The 18,583-nt window shown below is 59.2% G+C and carries 19 protein-coding genes and 1 tRNA gene; 10 read left to right on the top strand and 10 right to left on the bottom strand.

Annotation, left to right across the window (positions count from 1 at the left end; translation table 11 throughout):
- Positions 1–201 precede the first annotated feature (201 nt).
- Positions 202–645 carry a MarR family transcriptional regulator gene (locus HB376_RS29960; protein ID WP_213767302.1) on the bottom strand — a complete coding sequence of 148 codons (444 nt, stop codon included), beginning with the start codon at positions 643–645 and terminating at the stop codon, positions 202–204.
- A gap of 154 nt (positions 646–799) precedes the next feature.
- Here HB376_RS29960 and HB376_RS29955 point away from each other — a divergent pair, with 154 nt between their 5' ends.
- Positions 800–2,341: a DHA2 family efflux MFS transporter permease subunit gene (locus HB376_RS29955; protein ID WP_213767301.1), complete on the top strand. Its 1,542-nt coding sequence runs from the start codon at positions 800–802 to the stop codon at positions 2,339–2,341.
- A 5-nt stretch (positions 2,342–2,346) separates the two neighbouring features.
- On the opposite strand, the gene HB376_RS29950 is transcribed toward HB376_RS29955, so the two are convergent.
- The 5 genes from HB376_RS29950 to HB376_RS29930 all read right to left on the bottom strand — a co-directional run bounded on the left by HB376_RS29950 (position 2,347) and on the right by HB376_RS29930 (position 6,095).
- Complete coding sequence (locus HB376_RS29950) at positions 2,347–2,856, bottom strand: M48 family metallopeptidase (RefSeq protein ID WP_213767300.1); 510 nt, start codon at positions 2,854–2,856, stop codon at positions 2,347–2,349.
- Positions 2,857–2,948: 92 nt separating this feature from the next.
- The gene (locus HB376_RS29945; protein WP_213767299.1) at positions 2,949–4,181 is read right to left on the bottom strand and encodes a hypothetical protein; all 1,233 of its coding nucleotides are present in this window, start codon (positions 4,179–4,181) and stop codon (positions 2,949–2,951) included.
- Positions 4,182–4,442: 261 nt separating this feature from the next.
- On the bottom strand, positions 4,443–4,814 hold the full coding sequence (locus HB376_RS29940) for a hypothetical protein (protein ID WP_213767298.1): 372 nt from the start codon (positions 4,812–4,814) through the stop codon (positions 4,443–4,445).
- A 180-nt stretch (positions 4,815–4,994) separates the two neighbouring features.
- Positions 4,995–5,071, bottom strand: a tRNA-Pro gene (locus HB376_RS29935).
- 31 nt (positions 5,072–5,102) lie between these two features.
- On the bottom strand, positions 5,103–6,095 hold the full coding sequence (locus tag HB376_RS29930) for a polyprenyl synthetase family protein (RefSeq protein ID WP_120309445.1): 993 nt from the start codon (positions 6,093–6,095) through the stop codon (positions 5,103–5,105).
- A gap of 279 nt (positions 6,096–6,374) precedes the next feature.
- On the opposite strand from HB376_RS29930, the gene rplU reads away from it, so the two are divergent.
- The 4 genes from rplU (at position 6,375) to proB (ending at position 9,517) form a co-directional block, all read left to right on the top strand.
- Entirely contained in the window at positions 6,375–6,689 is a 315-nt protein-coding gene (gene rplU / locus HB376_RS29925; RefSeq protein WP_056354755.1) for a 50S ribosomal protein L21, read from the top strand.
- A gap of 43 nt (positions 6,690–6,732) precedes the next feature.
- Complete coding sequence (gene rpmA / locus HB376_RS29920; RefSeq protein ID WP_031360734.1) at positions 6,733–6,993, top strand: 50S ribosomal protein L27; 261 nt, start codon at positions 6,733–6,735, stop codon at positions 6,991–6,993.
- Between the two features lie 220 nt (positions 6,994–7,213).
- On the top strand, positions 7,214–8,350 hold the full coding sequence (obgE, locus tag HB376_RS29915; RefSeq protein WP_213767297.1) for a GTPase ObgE: 1,137 nt from the start codon (positions 7,214–7,216) through the stop codon (positions 8,348–8,350).
- Positions 8,351–8,398: 48 nt separating this feature from the next.
- Complete coding sequence (proB, locus tag HB376_RS29910; protein WP_213767296.1) at positions 8,399–9,517, top strand: glutamate 5-kinase; 1,119 nt, start codon at positions 8,399–8,401, stop codon at positions 9,515–9,517.
- Positions 9,518–10,002: 485 nt separating this feature from the next.
- Here proB and HB376_RS29905 read toward each other — a convergent pair whose 3' ends face one another.
- Entirely contained in the window at positions 10,003–10,557 is a 555-nt protein-coding gene (locus HB376_RS29905) for a CNP1-like family protein (protein WP_213767295.1), read from the bottom strand.
- Between the two features lie 181 nt (positions 10,558–10,738).
- Complete coding sequence (locus HB376_RS29900; RefSeq protein WP_213767294.1) at positions 10,739–11,389, bottom strand: RNA pyrophosphohydrolase; 651 nt, start codon at positions 11,387–11,389, stop codon at positions 10,739–10,741.
- Between the two features lie 231 nt (positions 11,390–11,620).
- On the opposite strand from HB376_RS29900, the gene HB376_RS29895 reads away from it, so the two are divergent.
- Together HB376_RS29895 and HB376_RS29890 are read left to right on the top strand one after the other, a co-directional pair.
- Positions 11,621–13,369, top strand: coding sequence for a proline--tRNA ligase (locus HB376_RS29895; protein WP_213767293.1), 1,749 nt, complete (start codon positions 11,621–11,623; stop codon positions 13,367–13,369).
- 1 nt (position 13,370) lies between these two features.
- Positions 13,371–13,982: a MarC family protein gene (locus HB376_RS29890; RefSeq protein ID WP_213767292.1), complete on the top strand. Its 612-nt coding sequence runs from the start codon at positions 13,371–13,373 to the stop codon at positions 13,980–13,982.
- A gap of 153 nt (positions 13,983–14,135) precedes the next feature.
- Here HB376_RS29890 and HB376_RS29885 read toward each other — a convergent pair whose 3' ends face one another.
- Positions 14,136–14,687 carry a hypoxanthine-guanine phosphoribosyltransferase gene (locus HB376_RS29885; RefSeq protein WP_213767291.1) on the bottom strand — a complete coding sequence of 184 codons (552 nt, stop codon included), beginning with the start codon at positions 14,685–14,687 and terminating at the stop codon, positions 14,136–14,138.
- 119 nt (positions 14,688–14,806) lie between these two features.
- Positions 14,807–16,174, bottom strand: a complete 1,368-nt coding sequence (ffh, locus tag HB376_RS29880; protein ID WP_213767290.1) for a signal recognition particle protein — start codon at positions 16,172–16,174, stop codon at positions 14,807–14,809.
- A gap of 121 nt (positions 16,175–16,295) precedes the next feature.
- On the opposite strand from ffh, the gene ccsA reads away from it, so the two are divergent.
- Genes ccsA through ampD form a run of 3 tightly spaced genes read left to right on the top strand, consistent with a single transcriptional unit; the run spans position 16,296 to position 18,193 of the window.
- Complete coding sequence (ccsA, locus tag HB376_RS29875; protein ID WP_213767289.1) at positions 16,296–17,255, top strand: cytochrome c biogenesis protein CcsA; 960 nt, start codon at positions 16,296–16,298, stop codon at positions 17,253–17,255.
- A 51-nt stretch (positions 17,256–17,306) separates the two neighbouring features.
- The gene (locus tag HB376_RS29870) at positions 17,307–17,612 is read left to right on the top strand and encodes a PP0621 family protein (protein ID WP_213767288.1); all 306 of its coding nucleotides are present in this window, start codon (positions 17,307–17,309) and stop codon (positions 17,610–17,612) included.
- Entirely contained in the window at positions 17,609–18,193 is a 585-nt protein-coding gene (ampD, locus tag HB376_RS29865; RefSeq protein ID WP_213767287.1) for a 1,6-anhydro-N-acetylmuramyl-L-alanine amidase AmpD, read from the top strand. Before HB376_RS29870 ends, ampD begins: the two co-directional genes overlap by 4 nt.
- The last annotated feature ends 390 nt before the right edge of the window (positions 18,194–18,583 follow it).

Below are 18,583 nucleotides of genomic sequence, written 5' to 3'. Positions count from 1 at the left end.
CGGCGGATGTTCCGACACGCTTGGTAGCAAGGGTCGGACCTCCTATCTATTGCACTGCGTCGATCGATCTAAAATCTGGCTGCTCCACGACCCTTGCACGGCCGAGTTCTGCAACTATCGAGTCGAGCGTTTCACGGCGGTGGCTTTTTGCAGTTTCGGAAGAGACATAAGTGCGCCGCTTCCCGAGCTCCTGCAAAACGCTTACTCGTCCACAATCGTGCTCAGATTCACCCGCACGCGCCGCAGCAGCGAGATCAGTTGCGCGCGCTCGTCGGCATCAAGCCCTGCCAACGCTTCAGCGGCCACTGAATCGCCCACCCGGCGCGCCCTGCCAAGCGCGCCTTCAGCCTTGGCCGTCATCCTCACCGTCCGCTCGCGACGGTCATCGGGATTCGAAAAACGCTCGATCCAGCCGCCTTCCTCCATCCGGTCCAGCAGGCGGCCGGCCGATATCGGCGCGACTTCCAGCAGATCGGCCAGCCGTGCCTGGTTCACATCGCCGAAATGGGACAGATAGGCGAGCGCGCGGCATTGCGCCCGCGTGAGATCGAGGGACGACTTCGCGAGTTCGTCGAAGCGCTTGCTGCACAAGCGCCCAACGTCCGAGATCAGAAAGCCAAAGCGCTTGTCGAGGTGCGTTTCCATGCCCGGATTATACGAAAGAAGCTCGCGCCCACCTACATTCCGGCAAACACGGGTTTCTCCTGATTTTTGACTTCTTGTCCCGATCATTAGCTTGTTTATAATAAGCATGCTTACTATTAAGGGTAAGCAATCTGATAACTGAATCGGCGCCTGAATGTCCTCTGAATCGATGCCGGCAAGCGCGGCGGCTACGCCGCTCAACCGGCCCATGCTCACAGTCTCGATCATGCTCGCCACGCTGATCCAGACACTCGACAGCACGATCGCCAATGTCGCGCTGCCGCATATGCAGGGCACGTTGTCGGCGTCGCAGGACGAGATCACGTGGGTGCTGACGTCGTACATTGTTGCGGCGGCTATCGCCACGCCGCTGACAGGCTGGTTATCCGACCGGCTGAGCACGAAGCGTCTGCTGATCATTTCTATTGGCGGCTTCACGATTGCGTCGGCGCTATGCGGGTTGTCGGAGAGTCTTGCGCAGATTGTCGCGTCGCGATTGCTGCAGGGAATTTTCGGCGCCTCGCTCGTGCCGCTCTCGCAGTCCATCCTGCTCGACATCAATCCGCGCGAAAAGCAGGGCCAGGCAATGGCCGTCTGGGGTATGGGCGTAATGGTCGGGCCGATCCTCGGGCCAACGTTGGGCGGCTGGCTCACCGATAGCTACAACTGGCGCTGGGTATTTTTCATCAACGTGCCGATCGGCGCGTTTGCGCTCTTTGGCGTGGTGACGTTCCTGCCGGCGCGAGCGGCGAAGCTCGGGGTGAAATTCGATGCGTTCGGGTTTGCCACGCTGGGTCTGGCGATCGGCGCACTCCAGGCCATGCTCGATCGCGGCGAGCAGCTCGACTGGTTCGGCTCGATCGAAATCCGTATCGAAGCCATTCTTGCCGTGCTGAGTTTTATCTTTTTTCTCGCGCATACCGCGACCGCCGGCAAGCGGTCATTCTTCAAGTACGAACTGCTGAAGGACCGCAATTTCGCGACCGGCGTGTTTTTCATCTTCATGATTGGCGCTGTGATGTACGCGACCCGTGCGTTGTTGCCGCCGATGCTGCAGAACCTGATGAACTATCCCGTCGCCACGACCGGTCTGGTCACGGCGCCCAGTGGCGCGGGAACGATGGTCGCCATGCTGATCGCCGGGCGGCTGTTACGACGCATCGACGCGCGTCTGTTGTTGCTCGCTGGTTTTCTCGTTTCCGCGTTCGCGCTCTGGCAGATGATGCAGTACACGCTCGTGCTGTCGGTGTCGGACATCGTGTGGCCCGGCGTGATCCAGGGTTTTGGCCTGGGTTTCGTATTTGTGCCGCTCAGTGCGCTGACGTTTTCCACGCTGACGCCCGAACTACGCGCCGACGGCACCGCGACCTACAGCCTGATGCGTAACATTGGCAGCAGTATCGGCATCTCGATCGTGCAGACCATGATGACGCGCGGCACGCAGGTGGCGCACGCCGATCTCGCGGCGAATGTGAACGTTTTCAATCCGTCGATGCAGTCCATGCTCGAAAGTGGATCACAGATGAGTCTCGCGCTGATGGATCAGTCGATCAATCAGCAGGCGCAGATGATCGCGTACCTGAACGACTTCAAGCTGATGTTCGTGGCGACCTTACTGGTCGTGCCGCTGCTTTTGCTGATCCGGCCAATGCGCAGTGTCGACAGCGAAACACTCGCTCACGCGGCTGCGGATTGATGCAATTACTTGACGGATGAGTCGCGCGAAAGCTCGCGCTGCGTCAGGTATATGCGCAGATCGAATTCGATCTGGTGATACCCGGGCTGCATGAATTCACATAGCCGATAAAACGCTTTGTTGTGGTCGCTTTCCTTCAAATGCGCAAGTTCATGCACAACGATCACGCGCAGGAATTCAGGCGGCACTTCCTTGAATAGCGACGCCACGCGAATCTCCTTCTTCGCCTTGAGCTTGCCGCCTTGCACGCGGGATATGGCTGTGTGCAGGCCGAGCGCATGACGCAGCACGTCGAGCTTGGCGTCGTACATTACCTTGTCGATGGCGGGCGCCACGCGCAGGAACTCCTGCTTCAGATCCGTGGTGTATTGATACAGCGCGCGGTCCGATTGCACGGCATGGCGGTGCGGATACCGGTCGGCGAGATAGACGCCCAACTGGTCATCGGCGATAAGTTTGCGGACCTTGTCCTGAAGCGTTTGCGGATAGGCGCCGAGGTATTTCAGAGGAAGCATGATCGATGATGGGACGTGACCGCCAAGTGGTGCCTTCGGCATTATAGGGGCCATGACTCAGGGGCCATGATTCAGGCGTCACGTCCCACGGATCACACCGGCAACGCGTGGATTTGAGCGGCTATTTCTTCGTAAAATCGATACAACTGCTCAATTGTCGTCTCGTGCAGCGGGATCACTATGCTGAGATGATCCATTCCTTCAATGGTCGGATTGACGTACCACACGCCCTTTTTCCTGGCGGTCGTTTTGTCCTCGCTCGCCATTTCGTGTGGATGGCCGACCGGGAACTGCGCCGAAGGCACGCTAACCAGGCCATCGTTCGGACGCCACGCAGCAAAACCGCCGGCGAGATCTTTTTTGTTCAGTCCGACCGCTGCGGCGCTGGGCTTCAAAATGACGTTCATGTTTGCCTGCGGGATGCGTATCCCTTGCGGACCGGCGAAGGTGCCATCGACCGCATAGGAACTGTAGTAGACGTTCTCCGACGTTTGCGCCCACGCATTCTGGAAATGCGCCGCTATGGTGGAGAGATCGTAGGTGCAACCGTCCTGGGTTTTCCAGACCCGGCTTTCCAGCGCTCGACGAATGTAGTCGTCAAATCCTTGTCCCTCTTCACGCTCCAGTCCCCATTGCTGCAGGTTGAAATCGTAGATTGGCTCGGTCGTTCCAAGTCCTGCGAGCGCCGCAGCGCCGATCATGAGATCGCGGATAAAGATCGGGAATTGGCTGACATCGTCCGCTGTCAGCGCGCCATTATGGACACCGGAAACCGACGTCACGCTATGTACCCATTTTCTCCCGCCCGCAAAGAGCGGAGAGCTGGGCGCTTCTCTCGGCCCAGGTTCAAAACCCGCTTCGTCCGCGTCGCCGTGTTCGAGCAGCTGGATCAATGTTCGCGATGTCGGGCCGCCCATGCTGTGCCCGATCAAATGCACCTTGTGCGCTTCGCTCCATTGCGGATAAACGCCGGGATAACTCCGGCCGTAGCGAGCATGGCCGTATCTGGCTGAATGAACTGCGCCGTAGTCCACCACACCGCCTACGAGATAGGTATACAACTCGCAAGCGCGGTCCCAGTTGCTGGAGATCGGACCCATGGATGCGGTGAATGTCTCGTAACCTTGCGCTTTCAGATGTTCCTGAATATCACCTTTTGCGCCGCCCCAATAGCGGAATTTCTGTCCGAATAACTCGTCGCGGCCCCAGCCGCACATGCCATGAACAAGAACGATCGGATATTCGTTATGCGAATCGTGAGTGGTGACAGAGCGCGATGTCGTTCTTTTGCCGGCCGCGACGGGCGCCGTTTTGGAGACTGTCATGATGATGTTCCTACCTTGAGGACAAAGAAGCGCAACGTGAAGTTGGCATCTGGAAAGACGTAAATCACGCCTTTGGCTGGCCTTGCGGTAGAAAATCTAGTGAAAGTTACTGGTGCGGAACATCGGAAGCATCTGAAAACGTCGAGGAATCGACGAGACAGTTTCTATCAGTCTGAAGCGGTGCGATCGGTGGCGATGGGTGACAACTTTCCCGCGCGAGGGATTTTCGCGCGCGGGTTAGCTAAGTGAATGAAGCACGAGTTAAGCGCGCCGCCGCGTGCTCCATAAAATGCACGCAATCAATACAAGCTGCAAAGGCAGCCGCACGAGCAATAACCACGATGGAATTTGTGAGAACTGATCCGCGTGTTGATACATGAATACGTTAGCGGGCGTGACGGCAATGGTCAGTAACGTCAGCCCGATGCCCGCTGCGCTTCGCGTGCGTTTGATCATCACGCCGATCGCGCCAAGCAATTCGAAAACGCCGCTCACAATGACGGCCAGGAGCGGGAAGGGAATACTGGGCGGCACGATTTTCACGAAGAGCGGCATGTACAAAAAGTGGCACGCTCCGCCGATCAGGAAATACAGAAACACGAACCACAGCCCGATGCGTTGGCCCACGGACATTCTTCTAACCGATGAAAATCTGAGTGAAGACATTGATGAGCGAGCGCAGTGTTATTGAATCTGACGATGGCAGCGCAAACCTTGCGCCGAACTTGTAGATCACCCATAGCCGATGACCTAAAAAATCGATGACCCAAAACAAAAAACCGCCCAGCAAGCTGGGCGGTTTTTTATCAATTCTGGTCGGGGTGAGAGGATTCGAACCTCCGGCCTCTACGTCCCGAACGTAGCGCTCTACCAGGCTAAGCTACACCCCGAATGTTCACTCTGAGACGGTTCGTTTCCTTTTCAGGACTGTCTTGCCGTCGAGTAAGAACATAATTCTAGCAGGCTCTCTTTAAAAATGGAATCTGGAAACGAAGAAATTGCATTCGCTGCCGCCTGGGCTTCCTGCCGTGCACATTTCAGCGTGTGATCCAGCGCGCCCGATTTCGTGATGGCTTCAAAGATGGTATCGAATTTATCGGTGCCGCCTTGCTCGATCGCCTCGCGCGCGAGCGCTGCCTGTTCGGCCGAACCATGTTCCATCAAATAGATGAGCGGGAGGGTGGGTTTGCCTTCGCGCAGATCGTCGCCGGCATTTTTCCCCATCGATTCCGCCGTGCCGGTGTAATCGAGCCAATCGTCCATGATCTGGAACGCCGTGCCGATACGCCGGCCAAATTCCGCCGCCGCCGCTTCCGTCCGGGCATCCGAGCCCGACAGCACTGCGCCCAGTTGGGCCGCCGCTTCGAAAAGCTTGGCCGTCTTGTAGCGGATCACCTGCATGTAGCGCGCTTCGTCCACATCCGGGTCGTGCATGTTCAACAACTGCAGCACTTCGCCTTCCGAGATCACGTTGGTCGCGACCGACAGGATCTCCATCACGCGCATCTTGCCCACGCCGACCATCATTTCGAAGGAGCGCGAGTACAAAAAGTCGCCCACGAGCACGCTTGCCGCGTTGCCGAACAGCGCGTTCGCGGTCTTGCGGCCGCGCCGGAGATCGGATTCGTCGACTACGTCATCGTGCAGCAGCGTGGCCGTATGAATGAACTCGACCACGGCGGCCAGCTCATGCCGGTGCCCGGTGGTGTCGCCGAGCGCGCCTGCGACCAGCAACAAGAGCGCGGGCCGGAGCCGTTTGCCGCCAGCCCCGATGATGTACTCGGAAATCTGGTTGATCAGCATCACTTCGGATGCCAGGCGCTGCCGGATGACGCGATTGACCTGCTGCATGTCCTCGGCGATAGGCTCGAGCACGTTGGCGGCGTTTGGGGAGGAAATGGCAGTGGACGACATGATCGGCAATTAGGATAGTGCCGCGAATTATAAGGCGAATCGGCCGATAGCCGCCTCTAAAGACGCCTCGGACGAACCGCGCGGGTGGCCGCGACAAGCCTGACGCGAGGCTTCAGGCGGCGAAATCGCGATAATGGTGCGCACGCCGTGCTCGGTTCGGACTGCCGCCGCTCCGTTTTTTCCGATGAACAACGGTTTTGACGGAGTGCCTAACTCTCTGTATAATCACGCGTTTTCGCGCACGGTGTGCGGAAAAATGAATTCAGAGTGAGGTTCTCAATGTACGCGGTCATAAAAACCGGTGGCAAGCAGTATAAGGTTGCTGTCGGCGAAAAATTGAAAGTAGAACAGATACCGGCAGACATTGACGCTGAAATCACGCTCGACCAGGTTCTCGCAGTAGGCGAAGGTGAATCGATTCAGTTCGGTGCACCGCTGGTCAGTGGGGCTTCCGTCACATGTACCGTCGTGTCCCAGGGTCGTCACAAGAAGGTCACGATCTTCAAGATGCGTCGCCGGAAGCACTACCAAAAGCACGCTGGCCATCGCCAGAACTACACCGAACTGCGTATCGACGCTATCAACGCCGCGTAAGCGTCGTCGAGTCGATTAAGCTAAACGGTCAAGGAGCTATTAAATGGCACACAAAAAAGCAGGCGGGTCATCCCGCAATGGTCGCGACTCTGAATCAAAGCGCCTCGGCGTGAAGGTTTACGGCGGCCAGGCTATCAACGCAGGCGGCATCATTGTTCGCCAGCGCGGTACGCGCATGCACCCGGGCGACAACGTCGGCATGGGCAAGGATCACACCTTGTTCGCGCTGACCGACGGCCACGTCACGTTTTCGACGAAGGGCGCAGCAAAGAAGCATCTGGTCAACGTTGTCCCGGCTGCCTAAGTAGTATTCAGGCACGGGCTTCAGGACCGGAAAGGGCCCCGCGAAGTTCGCGGGGCTTTTTTTATTGGCTGGCTTGATTGACTCGGCCAGGCAGTGACATATATCGAATGGCCTAGTGGCTGGCATCGGCCGGTCGCGGCAGAATAGTGTGTCGACGGGAGTTGGCGCTTTAGCGCTTACTCCCGTCCCATGCAAAGTGAAACACGGGACGGAGCAACTCATGAAGTTCATTGACGAAGCGAGAATTGAAGTCATCGCCGGCGACGGAGGGGATGGCAGCGCGTCGATGCGGCGCGAGAAGTTCGTCCCGTTCGGCGGACCGGACGGCGGCGACGGCGGCCGGGGCGGCAGCGTGTATGCGGTCGCGGACCGCAATATCAACACGCTGATCGACTACCGGTACGCGAAGAAACACCAGGCGCGCAACGGCGAAAACGGCCGCGGCGCCGACTGCTACGGCAAGGGCGGCGACGACATCATCTTGCGCATGCCGGTCGGCACGATCATCGCGGACACGGAAACGGGCGAGTTGATCGCCGATTTGACCGAGCATAACCAGAGCGTGCTGATCGCGCACGGCGGTGCGGGTGGCCTTGGGAACCTGCACTTCAAGTCGAGCACGAACCGGGCTCCGCGCCAGAAGACCGAAGGCAAGCCAGGCGACCGGCGCATGCTGCGTCTCGAGTTGAAAGTGCTCGCCGATGTCGGTTTGCTCGGCATGCCGAACGCGGGCAAGTCCACGTTCATCACGGCAGTGTCGAATGCTCGGCCGAAAATTGCCGACTATCCGTTCACCACGCTCGCGCCGAATCTCGGCGTGGTGCGTGTGGGACCGGAAAAGAGCTTCGTGATCGCCGATATTCCAGGCTTGATCGAAGGCGCGGCGGAAGGCGCGGGTCTGGGCCACCGGTTCTTGCGCCACTTGCAGCGGACCGGCGTGCTGTTGCATCTCGTCGATCTGGCCCCGTTCGACGACGCAGTCGATCCCGTTGTGGAAGCACGCGCGATCGTCAACGAATTGCGCAAATATGATGAAGCGCTGTATGAAAAGCCGCGTTGGCTTGTACTGAACAAGCTCGACATGGTGCCGGACGACGAGCGTAAATCGCGCGTGGCGGACTTCATCAAGCGGTACGAATGGGACGGCCCGGTGTTCGAAATCTCGGCGCTGACGGGGCAGGGCTGTGAAAGTCTGACGTATGCCATCTTCGATTACATCTCGAAGAATTCGGATGCGTCGCGCGCGGCAGAAGCCGAAGATCTCGCTGCGGATGTCCGTTTCCGCGACGAACCTGCCGTCGTGGCGCCGCAGATCGTGCCGGAGATCGACGAAGACCAGGACGAAGACGAAGCGTAAAAGTTTGGCCCGTGGTTATCGAGGCAAATCCGAGGAGAAATGCGTCAGATGCGTTCCGTCATAGCCGCTTCGAAGCGACTCGTAGTGAAAGTGGGATCGAGCCTGGTGACCAACGACGGGCGCGGGCTCGACCACGCGGCTATCGCCCGCTGGGCTGCGCAGATTGCGGCGCTGCGCGGGCAAGGCAAGGAAGTCGTGCTGGTCAGTTCCGGCGCGATCGCCGAGGGTATTCATCGTCTGGGCTGGACGAAGCGGCCGCGTGAAATTGACGAATTGCAGGCGGCTGCTGCCGTTGGCCAGATGGGCCTGGCGCAAGTCTACGAAAGCAGTTTCGCGAAGCACGGCATGCGCACGGCGCAGATTCTTCTCACGCACGCCGATCTCGCCGACCGTGAACGCTACCTGAACGCACGTTCAACGCTACTCACCTTATTGCGCCTGGGTTGCGTGCCGATCATCAATGAAAACGACACCGTCATCACCGATGAAATCAAATTCGGCGACAACGACACGCTCGGCGCGCTGGTCGCTAACCTTATAGAAGGCGACGCGCTGATTATCCTCACCGATCAGCGCGGCTTGTTTACCGCTGATCCCCGGCACGATCCCACAGCCACACTGGTCGAGCAGGCCGACGCGGGTACGCCGGAACTCGAGGCCATGGCAGGCGGCGCGGGTTCCAGCCTGGGGCGCGGCGGCATGCTGACCAAGATTCTTGCGGCGAAGCGCGCGGCGCACAGCGGTGCGAACACGGTGATCGCGAGCGGGCGGGAGTCGGATGTCCTGACCCGGCTGGCGTCAGGCGAGATGATCGGTACGCAATTGATGGCGCGCACAGCCCGCATGGCGGCCCGCAAGCAATGGATGGCGGATCATTTGCAGGTGCGTGGCCACGTGGTTATTGACGACGGTGCGGTCGAGAAGCTCACTGCGGGCGGTAAAAGCTTGCTGCCAATTGGCGTGATCGACGTTCACGGCGCGTTCGCGCGCGGAGAAGTGATCGCGTGCATGAATCCGGGCGGTCAGGAAGTGGCGCGCGGCATCACGAATTACAGCAGTTCGGAGGCGCGGTTGATCCAGCGTCGGCCGAGCGGTGAAATCGAAACGGTGTTGGGGTATATGCTCGAACCCGAATTGATTCACCGGGACAATCTGGTATTGGCATAGGCAGGGAGGCTCCTGTCCAACACAAGGAATCCGCGAATCTCAGTTGCACCCCAAACTCGTTGGACGGTGTGCAACGTCGCGGTGTCGGCTATTTCGGTTTCTGAGCGCCGACGTTTTGGCTAAACGCGTCTGTTTCTGCGCCTTTATATACCGAATCTTCTTCCTGATCGGCCGGTAATTGCCCGATGCTTGATGCGTCCCTGTGCGCGAGATCGCGCGACGCCAAGCGTACGGTCGCACCCGCCGTGCGCTGGAAGGCGTATTCGGACAAGAGCCTCGAGTCGAGCAGGGTCACCGTTATTTCTCCTCATAATGACGTCTTACTGAAACTTCCCGGCCGATTGTATGCGAGCGATTAATTGATCGGTAATAATTGCAACAAATTATCTCTTTTGCGCGACGACACCTTGTAAGACGATGTGACGACCGACAAAAAAAGCCCGCTGACCGTCAGGTGCAGCGGGCTTTTTCACCAGTCATTCGACCTAGTGATAGTTCGAAACCGCAGTCCGTTTCATCTTGATGTTCTGCAAAATCTCCTTGGCCGACCCTGTCGGCAACTTGTTCGCGCAGAAGTAATCCTGATACAGCGCGGCATGATAGGCGTTCAACTCGCCGTTTTCGATGCGTCGAAAATCGTTCTCGACCGTGCGGTCCCAGTCGGTCTGGTCCTCATTAATGCTCGCATACAGGCGCCAGTTATAGTTGTCGCAGCGAATGCCTTCGTAATTGACATTGCGCGCGCCGGCCGGGCTTTTCACGACAACCGTGTAGCGGATCACACCGTCGGTTCCCACGCTGAGCGAGTTTTTATCGATGAAAAAAGACAGCGGCGTATTTTCCGAGACATTGAACTCCAGGAGATCCGCGTTCTGCGGCAAAGGCGGCAGGGTATCGACCTTGTTTTCGACCCAGTTCGGCTTGCGGTCCATGAGGTAGACGAACGCGCTGTCGTCCTTATTTGTCGGCTTGGCGCTGCCGCAACCGGCGAGCACGGCAAGGGCTGCCGCGGATACCGCGAACAATGCAATGGCTTTCAATTCTTGATTTCCTGAGGTTGATGCAGAAGCGACTGCAAATAGATCGTGTCGCGTGAAAAGCGCCGCGTTTTGTCCCGCCAAGGGAACGCGCCGGCATGTCAAACACGCAAGCCCAGCCTTCGACGCTGCACGAAAAAAAGCGGCGTGCGTTGCCGCACCGCCGCTTCGAATGACACACGTCCTAATCCCGCGAAGGACGTTGTGCGTAGATGTGCAGCTCTTCGGTCACGGAACATTCTGCCTGAATGACACCGCCGTTAGCAGAAACGGCCGCATCTTCCAACGTCATGCCCTGAATCACGCGTGGATACCGGTTGGCATGATGCGCCATACGCTCCGCGCGCTCAGCCCGCACAACCGCGCGCCTAAGAAAGCGAGAAAGTTCCGTGAGCGCAAGCTGGTATACATCCCGCTTGAACTCGATCACCGCGTCGAGCGGGACCCAATACTCATTCCACCGCCAGGCATCGAATTCCGGATGATCAGTCGCACGCAAACAAATGTCACAGTCACGGCCTACCATGCGTAACAAAAACCAGATCTGTTTCTGTCCGCGATAGTGTCCGCGCACCTCGCGCTTGATGAACTTGTCCGGCACCTCATAACGCAGCCAGTCGCGGGTTCGACCCACGACCTTCACGTGCTCCGGAAGCAAACCGGTTTCTTCGTGTAACTCCCGATACATCGCTTGCACGGGGGTCTCGCCGTACTTGATGCCCCCCTGCGGAAACTGCCAGGAATGTTCACGCAGCCGCTTGCCCCAAAACACTTCATTGTGCGCGTTCAAGAGGATGATGCCGACGTTCGGGCGAAAGCCTTCACGATCCAGCATACAACCACCTTCGAATCCTTTAAAATTGCTTTGATTATAAACAGATAACGGGCCTGGCGCACCGGCACGAACCCGAATCGGAGTTCGTTTCGCTTGAGTGCCGGTGCGGTCGGCCGACGCCTTGCCGTATCGCTGTCCCGTCGTTCACTCGTTCCGCACGTTCTGCATGTTCCGCAGGTTTGGGCAATAAGCCCATTCAATCGACGCGCTCCCGCATTGGAAAATTTTTGAATGAAAGCATCCCGTTTCTTTATCGGCACCCTGAAGGAAGCTCCCACCGACGCGGAAATCGTCAGCCACCAACTCATGATGCGTGCGGGCATGATTCGCCGCGTGGCCGGCGGTATCTATAGTTATCTGCCTATCGGCCTGCGCTCCATCCGCAAGGTGGAAGCCATTGTGCGTGAAGAAATGAACCGGGCCGGCGCGCTCGAATTGTTGATGCCCGGCGTGCAGCCGGCCGAACTCTGGCAGGAATCGGGACGCCTGGAACAGTACGGCCCCGAACTGCTGCGTATCAAGGATCGTCATGACCGCGATTTCGTGCTCGGACCGACGCACGAAGAAGTGGTGACGGACATCGCGCGGCGCGAGATCAAGAGTTACCGGCAATTGCCGGTCAATTTTTACCAGATCCAGACCAAGTTCCGCGATGAAATCCGGCCGCGTTTCGGCGTGATGCGCGGGCGCGAATTCATCATGAAGGACGCGTATTCCTTCGACCGCGATCAGGCGGCACTCGCCGAGTCGTACAAAAAAATGTTCGATGCCTACGTGCGTGTATTTACGCGCATCGGCCTGGAATTCCGCGCGGTCGCGGCCGATAACGGCTCGATCGGCGGCAGCGGTTCGCATGAATTCCACGTGATCGCCGACACCGGCGAAGACGCAATCGCGTATTGCCCGACCTCGGATTACGCGGCAAACGTGGAAGCCGCCGACGCGCTGCCGTTGAATGCCACGCGTCCGGCGCCCGCGGAAGAAATGAAGAAGACGGCCACGCCGGGCAAGGCGAAGTGCGAGGCGGTCGCGGAATTGCTGAACATTCCGCTGCAACGCACGATCAAGTCGATCATCCTCGCGACGGAAAACGAAGGCGCCGAGCCGACCATCTGGTTATTGATGCTGCGCGGCGACCATTCGCTGAACGACATCAAGGCGAACAAGCAGCCGGGTCTGGCGGGTTATCGCTTTGCAACGGAAGCCGAAATTATCGATACGTTCGGCACGCCGCCCGGCTATCTCGGCCCGATCAACACGAAAAAGCCGGTCAACGTGATCGCGGACCGCACGGTCGCGAACATGAGCGACTTCGTGGTCGGCGCGAACGAGGTGGACTATCACATCACCGGCGTGAACTGGGGCCGCGACCTGCCGGAGCCGGTCGTGGCGGACATTCGCAATGTGCTGGCAGGCGATCCGTCGCCGGATGGCAAGGGCACGCTGGAAATCTGCCGCGGCATTGAAGTGGGCCACGTGTTCCAGCTCGGCACGAAGTACTCGGATGCCATGGGCGCATCGTTCCTCGATGAAAACGGCAAGCCCGCGCCCATGCAAATGGGCTGCTACGGGATCGGTATCACGCGAATCCTGGGCGCGGCGATTGAACAGAACTTCGACGCCAAGGGCATCATCTGGCCGGAATCGATTGCTCCGTTCGAAGTCGTGTTGTGCCCGATGGGCTACGACCGTAGCGAAGCCGTTCGCGAGCAGGCCGACAAGCTGTACGCGGCGCTGCAGGCTGCGGGTATCGACGTGGTCCTGGACGATCGCGGCGAACGGCCGGGCGTGATGTTCGCGGAGTGGGAGCTGATTGGCGTGCCGCATCGGCTGGTGATTGGTGACCGTGGGCTCAAGGAAGGCAAGCTCGAGTACCAGGCACGACGCGACGCCGAAGCTACCTTGTTGCCGGTGGATGACGCGGCGAACGTGGTGATCGAGAAGGTGCGCGCTGCACTCGCCCGTGGAGCGGCCCGGTAACGTGCAGTACAACTTCCTCTCGGCAACGGTGCTGCTTATCCTGATCACCGATCCGCTCGGCAATATCCCGATCTTCATCAACGCGTTGCGTGGTGTGGAGAAGGAGCGCCGGCGGATCGTGATCTTGCGGGAAGTCGCCATCGCCTTCGGGATCCTGCTGTTGTTCATGCTGGCGGGCGACCGCTTTCTTCGGGCGATGAGCCTGACGGATTTGTCGTTGCGGCTGGGCGGCGGGATCGTGTTGTTCCTGATCGCGTTGCGCATGATTTTTCCGCATCCCGATGGTCCGATGGGCGGTGATTCACGCGGCGGCGAACCGCTGATCGTGCCGCTGGCCATTCCCGCGCTGGCCGGTCCGTCGGCGCTGGCGACGGTGATGTTGCTGACGTCGCAGGCGCCCGGGCAGATGTGGGAATGGATCGGAGCACTGACGGTCACCATGATGGTCTGCGCGGTCGTGCTGGTGCTGGCCGAGAAGATTCAGCATTGGCTGGGTGAACGGGCCGTTACGGCGTTTGAACGGCTGATGGGATTGGTGCTGGTCGCGATATCGGTGGAAATGATCCTCACCGGGATACGGACCTTCGTGCATCAATTGGCTGCAAATGGCTGACTGAAGACCATTCCGGGGCAGCTTTCGAGGTGGTGAATATAAAAAGGCCGTTTCAACGTAAGTTGAAACGGCCTTTTTGATCTTGAGTGCGCAGAACATTACCAAGTGGATGATGCGGCTATTCGCCGCACCTCAAACGCTGGCGAAACTGAATTACGCGCCTTCGGTCAGCGCACGGATAGTCGGCAGGTTGCGCCAATATCCCTTCGCGTCCATGCCGCAGCCGAACACGTACCGATCCGGCACTTCGAAGCCGCAAAAGTCCGGCCGCAGGGGTTTCGATTTATTGATGAGCTTCTCGCACAGCACAGCCGAGAGGAATTTCTTCGCGCCCATGGCCATGATGCGGTCGCGGATGGCGGCCATGGTTTCGCCTTCATCCAGGATGTCGTCGAGCACCAGCACCACGCGATCCTTTACCGACTCCGCCGGCGCCACGCGCCATTCCATCTTGTCGCTACCCTTGGTCGCGTTCCGATACCGCGTCAAGTGGATGTAGTCGAACTCAAGCGGAAAGTCGAGATGCGGCAGCAGCATGCCGGTGAACACCGCCGCGCCGCCCATGACGGACAGCACGAGCGGGAACTCTTCGCCCGCGCTCGCGCCAATGGCTTTCGCCATGCTTTCGATCGATGCGGTCACGTCTTGTGCCGAAACAATCTCTTCGGAGTGGCTGAAAATGTGGAGTGCTTCTTCGCGATTCATAAGGGCAGGCGGCGAGGGTGTAGAGCTAAAAATAGGGGAAACGAGGCGCTAAGCGCCACATGATAAACCCGCGTTCCTCAGCAAAACGCGGGTCATGGAAATCAAACCCGATCAAAACTTCAACGCATGCCCGGCATCATGCCCTTCATGCCACGCATCATTTTCTGCAGATTGCCGCCCTTCAGCTTTTTCATCATGCCGCGCATCTGGTCGTATTGAGCGAGCATGCGGTTGACTTCCTGGACCTGCACGCCCGCGCCCGCTGCAATACGGCGCTTGCGCTGGGCCTTGATCAGATCGGGTTTCGCGCGCTCCAGCAGCGTCATGGAATTGATGATGCCTTCCATCCGGCGCATCTGTTTTTCCGCGACGCCCATGTTCGCGCCCGCCGCGGCTTGCTGGAACTGTGCCGGCAGCTTGTCCATCAGCGACGACAAACCGCCCATGTTCTTCATCTGCGCCAGTTGCGCGCGGAAGTCGTTCAGGTCGAAATCGCCGCCTTTCTTGACTTTATCGGCGAGTTTTTGCGCGGCCACGCTATCCACGCCTTTCTGCGCTTCCTCGACCAAAGCGAGAATGTCGCCCATGCCGAGGATCCGGTTCGCCATCCGGTCCGGGTGGAAAACTTCCAGCCCGTCCAGTTTTTCTGCGACACCCACGAACTTGATCGGCTTGCCGGTCACGTGACGCACCGACAGCGCCGCGCCACCGCGTGAATCGCCGTCCAGCTTGGTCAGCACCACGCCGGTCAGCGGCAGGGCGTCGCTGAACGCCTTCGCGGTATTCACGGCGTCCTGGCCGAGCATGGCGTCGACCACGAAGAGCGTTTCCGCCGGTTTCAGGATCGCGTGAAGCTCGCTGATTTCCTTCATCATCGCTTCGTCAATACCGAGCCGGCCGGCTGTATCGACGATCAGCACGTCATGGAAATGGCGTTTCGCCCAATCCACCGCCGCACGGGCGATATCCGCCGGCTTCTGATCCGGCTCCGACGGGAAAAAGTCCGCGCCGACTTGTTCGGTCACCGTTTTCAACTGCTGAATAGCGGCCGGACGATACACGTCGACGGAAACCGTCAGCACTTTTTTCTTGTGCTTTTCGCGCAGCAGCTTGGCGAGCTTGCCCGACGTGGTGGTTTTACCCGCGCCTTGCAGGCCGGCCATCAGGATGATTGCCGGCGGCGTGACCGCGAGATTCAGCTCGACGGCCTTACCTTCGTAATCCCCGCCGATGATCGCCGTCAGCTCGCGCTGCACGACGCCGACAAGCGCCTGACCCGGCGACAGGCTGGAAAGCACCTCTTCGCCGAGCGCTTTTTCCTTCACCTTCGCGATAAATTCGCGCACAACCGGCAACGCGACGTCAGCCTCGAGCAGCGCCAGGCGTACTTCGCGCAGCATTTCCTGCGTGTTAGCCTCGGTGAGCCGGGCTTCGCCGCGCAGCGTCTTGACGACGCGCGCCATCCGTGTAGTGAGTGTGTCGAGCATGGGAGCGTGTGGAGAGTGCGGCCGGGTAACAGTGACGACTTCCTGACGGAGCCTGGCTTCAAGACGACCCGGCAAGAGGGGGAAGACGTCGTGGCTTCAGGGCCTGGTGTAAACTTCGAACATGGATATTGTACTGTATGCCCTCACTGCGCTTCTCTACGGCGGACTTGCCGTAGCTGGCTGGCGCGCGCATCGCAACACGGCCGTTGAGCCGGCGCTGGCGGGCATGCCGGTGGGCGGTCGCCTGGCCGGCGGCGTGAGTACCGGAATGAACCCGGGCATGGCCGACTCCATGAAGAGCGGCCGGGCATCGAAGGCGTCGGGCATGAGTACGATGGGGCGCGTATTGCTCGGCGTCGCGTTGCTCGTGCATGGCGTCTTGTTGCACACCACCATCTTTCCGCAGAACGCGATGGTGTTCGGCTTCGCCTTCGCGCTCTCCGCCATGTTCTGGCTGGGCGCGGGCATCTACTGGATAGAGAGCTTTTTCTTCCCGCTCGACGGCTTGCGGCTGCTCGTGCTGCCGCTTGCGTGCATGGCCTCGGTCATGCCGCTGATTTTTGGCGGCGTGCGCGTGCTGCCGTATGCCGCCGCGCCCATGTTCAAGCTGCATTTCCTGATCGCGAATATTGCGTACGGGCTGTTCGCCATTGCCGCGCTTCACGCCATCCTGATGCTGATGGTGGAAAAGCGCCTGCAGAACATGCGCGGGACCGCTACGCGGCATACATCGAATAGCTGGGTGTCGAGCTGGCTTGATACGTTACCGCCGTTGCTTACGCTTGAAAAATTGTTGTTCCGCCTGATCTCGGCGGGCTTCGTGCTGCTGACGCTTACGCTCATATCGGGTGTCGCGTTCAACGAACAACTCGTCGACAAGGCGTTCAAACTCGATCACAAGACCGTGTTCGCCATTTTGTCGTGGCTGATGTTTGGCGCGCTGCTGACCGCTCGCCGCGTGTCAGGCTGGCGCGGCCGCGCCGCGTTGCGCTGGGTGCTCGCTTCGTTCGTCGCATTGCTGCTTGCTTACGTGGGCAGCCGCTTCGTGTTCGAAGTGCTGTTGCATCGCGCGGTCGTTTGACGCGGTCAGCTGAATCCTCCGGCTTTTATTGCCTCTACTATTAGTAAGATCATGCGCCAACTTCTCCTGCTGATATTTGTGTTCTTTGCGAGCCAGTGGCTGTTCAAGAAGCTCAAGCGCGCCCAGGCCGCCGCTGGTGCACAAGCGGGTCCACAAGGTGCAGGGGCCACGCGCGCGTCTCATGGCCCGGCGGCTTCCCGTTCCGCGCCGCAACTTCCCGATCCTCTGGTGCGCTGCGCGGAATGCGGCGTGCACACGCCCAAGAGCGAAGCGATTGTCGCGGCCGGGCATCGCTTCTGTTGCACCGATCACGCCCAGCGCTACGCCGCGCATCCCACAGGCCGCGACGCTCGATGAGCGTGACAGCGTTGATCGATGCCGACGGCTGGTACACGGCAGCGTTCCGGGTGCCGTCGCCGAACTTCGAAGCGCGTCCGGGTGGTATTGAGCCAACGCTCGTTGTTGTTCACAACATCAGCTTGCCGCCCGATGAATTCGGCGGCAATGCGATTGCCGAGTTCTTCCAGAACCGTCTCGATCACGACGCTCATCCCTACTATGACCACTTGCGGGGCATGCGGGTCTCGTCGCATTTCGTGATTCATCGCGATGGCCGCATCGAGCAGTACGTGTCGTGCAACGAACGCGCATGGCACGCGGGCGTGTCGAGCTTTCTCGGACGCGAGCGATGCAACGACTTTTCGGTGGGTATCGAACTGGAAGGCAGCGATCGATGTGCGTTCGAGGACGCGCAATATGCGTCGCTCAATGATGTCGTCCAGGCGCTCACCCGGCGCTATCCGATCGAAGCCCTAGCCGGACATTCGGACGTCGCTCCGGGTCGTAAAACCGATCCGGGCCCGTACTTCGAGTGGCCGCGGCTGCAGCGCGATACACAACTCCCGCTTCAGTACTTTCCCTATCTCGGCGACGTTTGATTCGCTGTGTGTTCACGCTTGATCAAGTGCGTTGCCGCGTGAGTCACTGAGCCGTGGTGACGCGCTATGCCTTGCCATCGTCGCCGGCTTACCGCCCGCCTTGCCTCACCGCTTCCGGTAGACCGAAAGAGCTTTCATTTTGCATCGCAGCGCGTTTGCGTGTGTTCGGCGCACCTTGGCGCGCTTTCCCTTATCCGACTTTGCCATTTCAAAAGTCAACCCTCTGAGGGCTATTCTTCAGCAAATAAAAGTTTTTGAGACTGTGCGGAATGCCACTATACTTGGTGCTCAGAGACGTAATTTGCACTATATGTTGTGTTGTCCAGGCGGCGCCCCGCTCATAGAGCCGGCGCCGCACGCTTTCCGGCCATAGAAGAAAACACCGGATAA

It is taken from the genome of Caballeronia sp. dw_19, assembly GCF_018449515.1.
Classification (GTDB): domain Bacteria; phylum Pseudomonadota; class Gammaproteobacteria; order Burkholderiales; family Burkholderiaceae; genus Caballeronia.
Note: the sequence above shows the minus strand (reverse complement) of the source record. Positions and strands in the feature narration are given on the sequence as shown.

Excerpts from the sequence above, each read along its gene's own strand:
- HB376_RS29960 (WP_213767302.1), bottom strand. The coding sequence starts at position 645 with ATGGAAACGCACCTCGACAAGCGCTTTGGCTTTCTGATCTCGGACGTT.
- HB376_RS29955 (WP_213767301.1), top strand. The coding sequence starts at position 800 with ATGTCCTCTGAATCGATGCCGGCAAGCGCGGCGGCTACGCCGCTCAAC.
- HB376_RS29950 (WP_213767300.1), bottom strand. The coding sequence starts at position 2,856 with ATGCTTCCTCTGAAATACCTCGGCGCCTATCCGCAAACGCTTCAGGAC.
- HB376_RS29945 (WP_213767299.1), bottom strand. The coding sequence starts at position 4,181 with ATGACAGTCTCCAAAACGGCGCCCGTCGCGGCCGGCAAAAGAACGACA.
- HB376_RS29940 (WP_213767298.1), bottom strand. The coding sequence starts at position 4,814 with ATGTCCGTGGGCCAACGCATCGGGCTGTGGTTCGTGTTTCTGTATTTC.
- HB376_RS29930 (WP_120309445.1), bottom strand. The coding sequence starts at position 6,095 with ATGTCGTCCACTGCCATTTCCTCCCCAAACGCCGCCAACGTGCTCGAG.
- rplU (WP_056354755.1), top strand. The coding sequence starts at position 6,375 with ATGTACGCGGTCATAAAAACCGGTGGCAAGCAGTATAAGGTTGCTGTC.
- rpmA (WP_031360734.1), top strand. The coding sequence starts at position 6,733 with ATGGCACACAAAAAAGCAGGCGGGTCATCCCGCAATGGTCGCGACTCT.
- obgE (WP_213767297.1), top strand. The coding sequence starts at position 7,214 with ATGAAGTTCATTGACGAAGCGAGAATTGAAGTCATCGCCGGCGACGGA.
- proB (WP_213767296.1), top strand. The coding sequence starts at position 8,399 with ATGCGTTCCGTCATAGCCGCTTCGAAGCGACTCGTAGTGAAAGTGGGA.
- HB376_RS29900 (WP_213767294.1), bottom strand. The coding sequence starts at position 11,389 with ATGCTGGATCGTGAAGGCTTTCGCCCGAACGTCGGCATCATCCTCTTG.
- HB376_RS29895 (WP_213767293.1), top strand. The coding sequence starts at position 11,621 with ATGAAAGCATCCCGTTTCTTTATCGGCACCCTGAAGGAAGCTCCCACC.
- HB376_RS29885 (WP_213767291.1), bottom strand. The coding sequence starts at position 14,687 with ATGAATCGCGAAGAAGCACTCCACATTTTCAGCCACTCCGAAGAGATT.
- ffh (WP_213767290.1), bottom strand. The coding sequence starts at position 16,174 with ATGCTCGACACACTCACTACACGGATGGCGCGCGTCGTCAAGACGCTG.
- ccsA (WP_213767289.1), top strand. The coding sequence starts at position 16,296 with ATGGATATTGTACTGTATGCCCTCACTGCGCTTCTCTACGGCGGACTT.
- HB376_RS29870 (WP_213767288.1), top strand. The coding sequence starts at position 17,307 with ATGCGCCAACTTCTCCTGCTGATATTTGTGTTCTTTGCGAGCCAGTGG.
- ampD (WP_213767287.1), top strand. The coding sequence starts at position 17,609 with ATGAGCGTGACAGCGTTGATCGATGCCGACGGCTGGTACACGGCAGCG.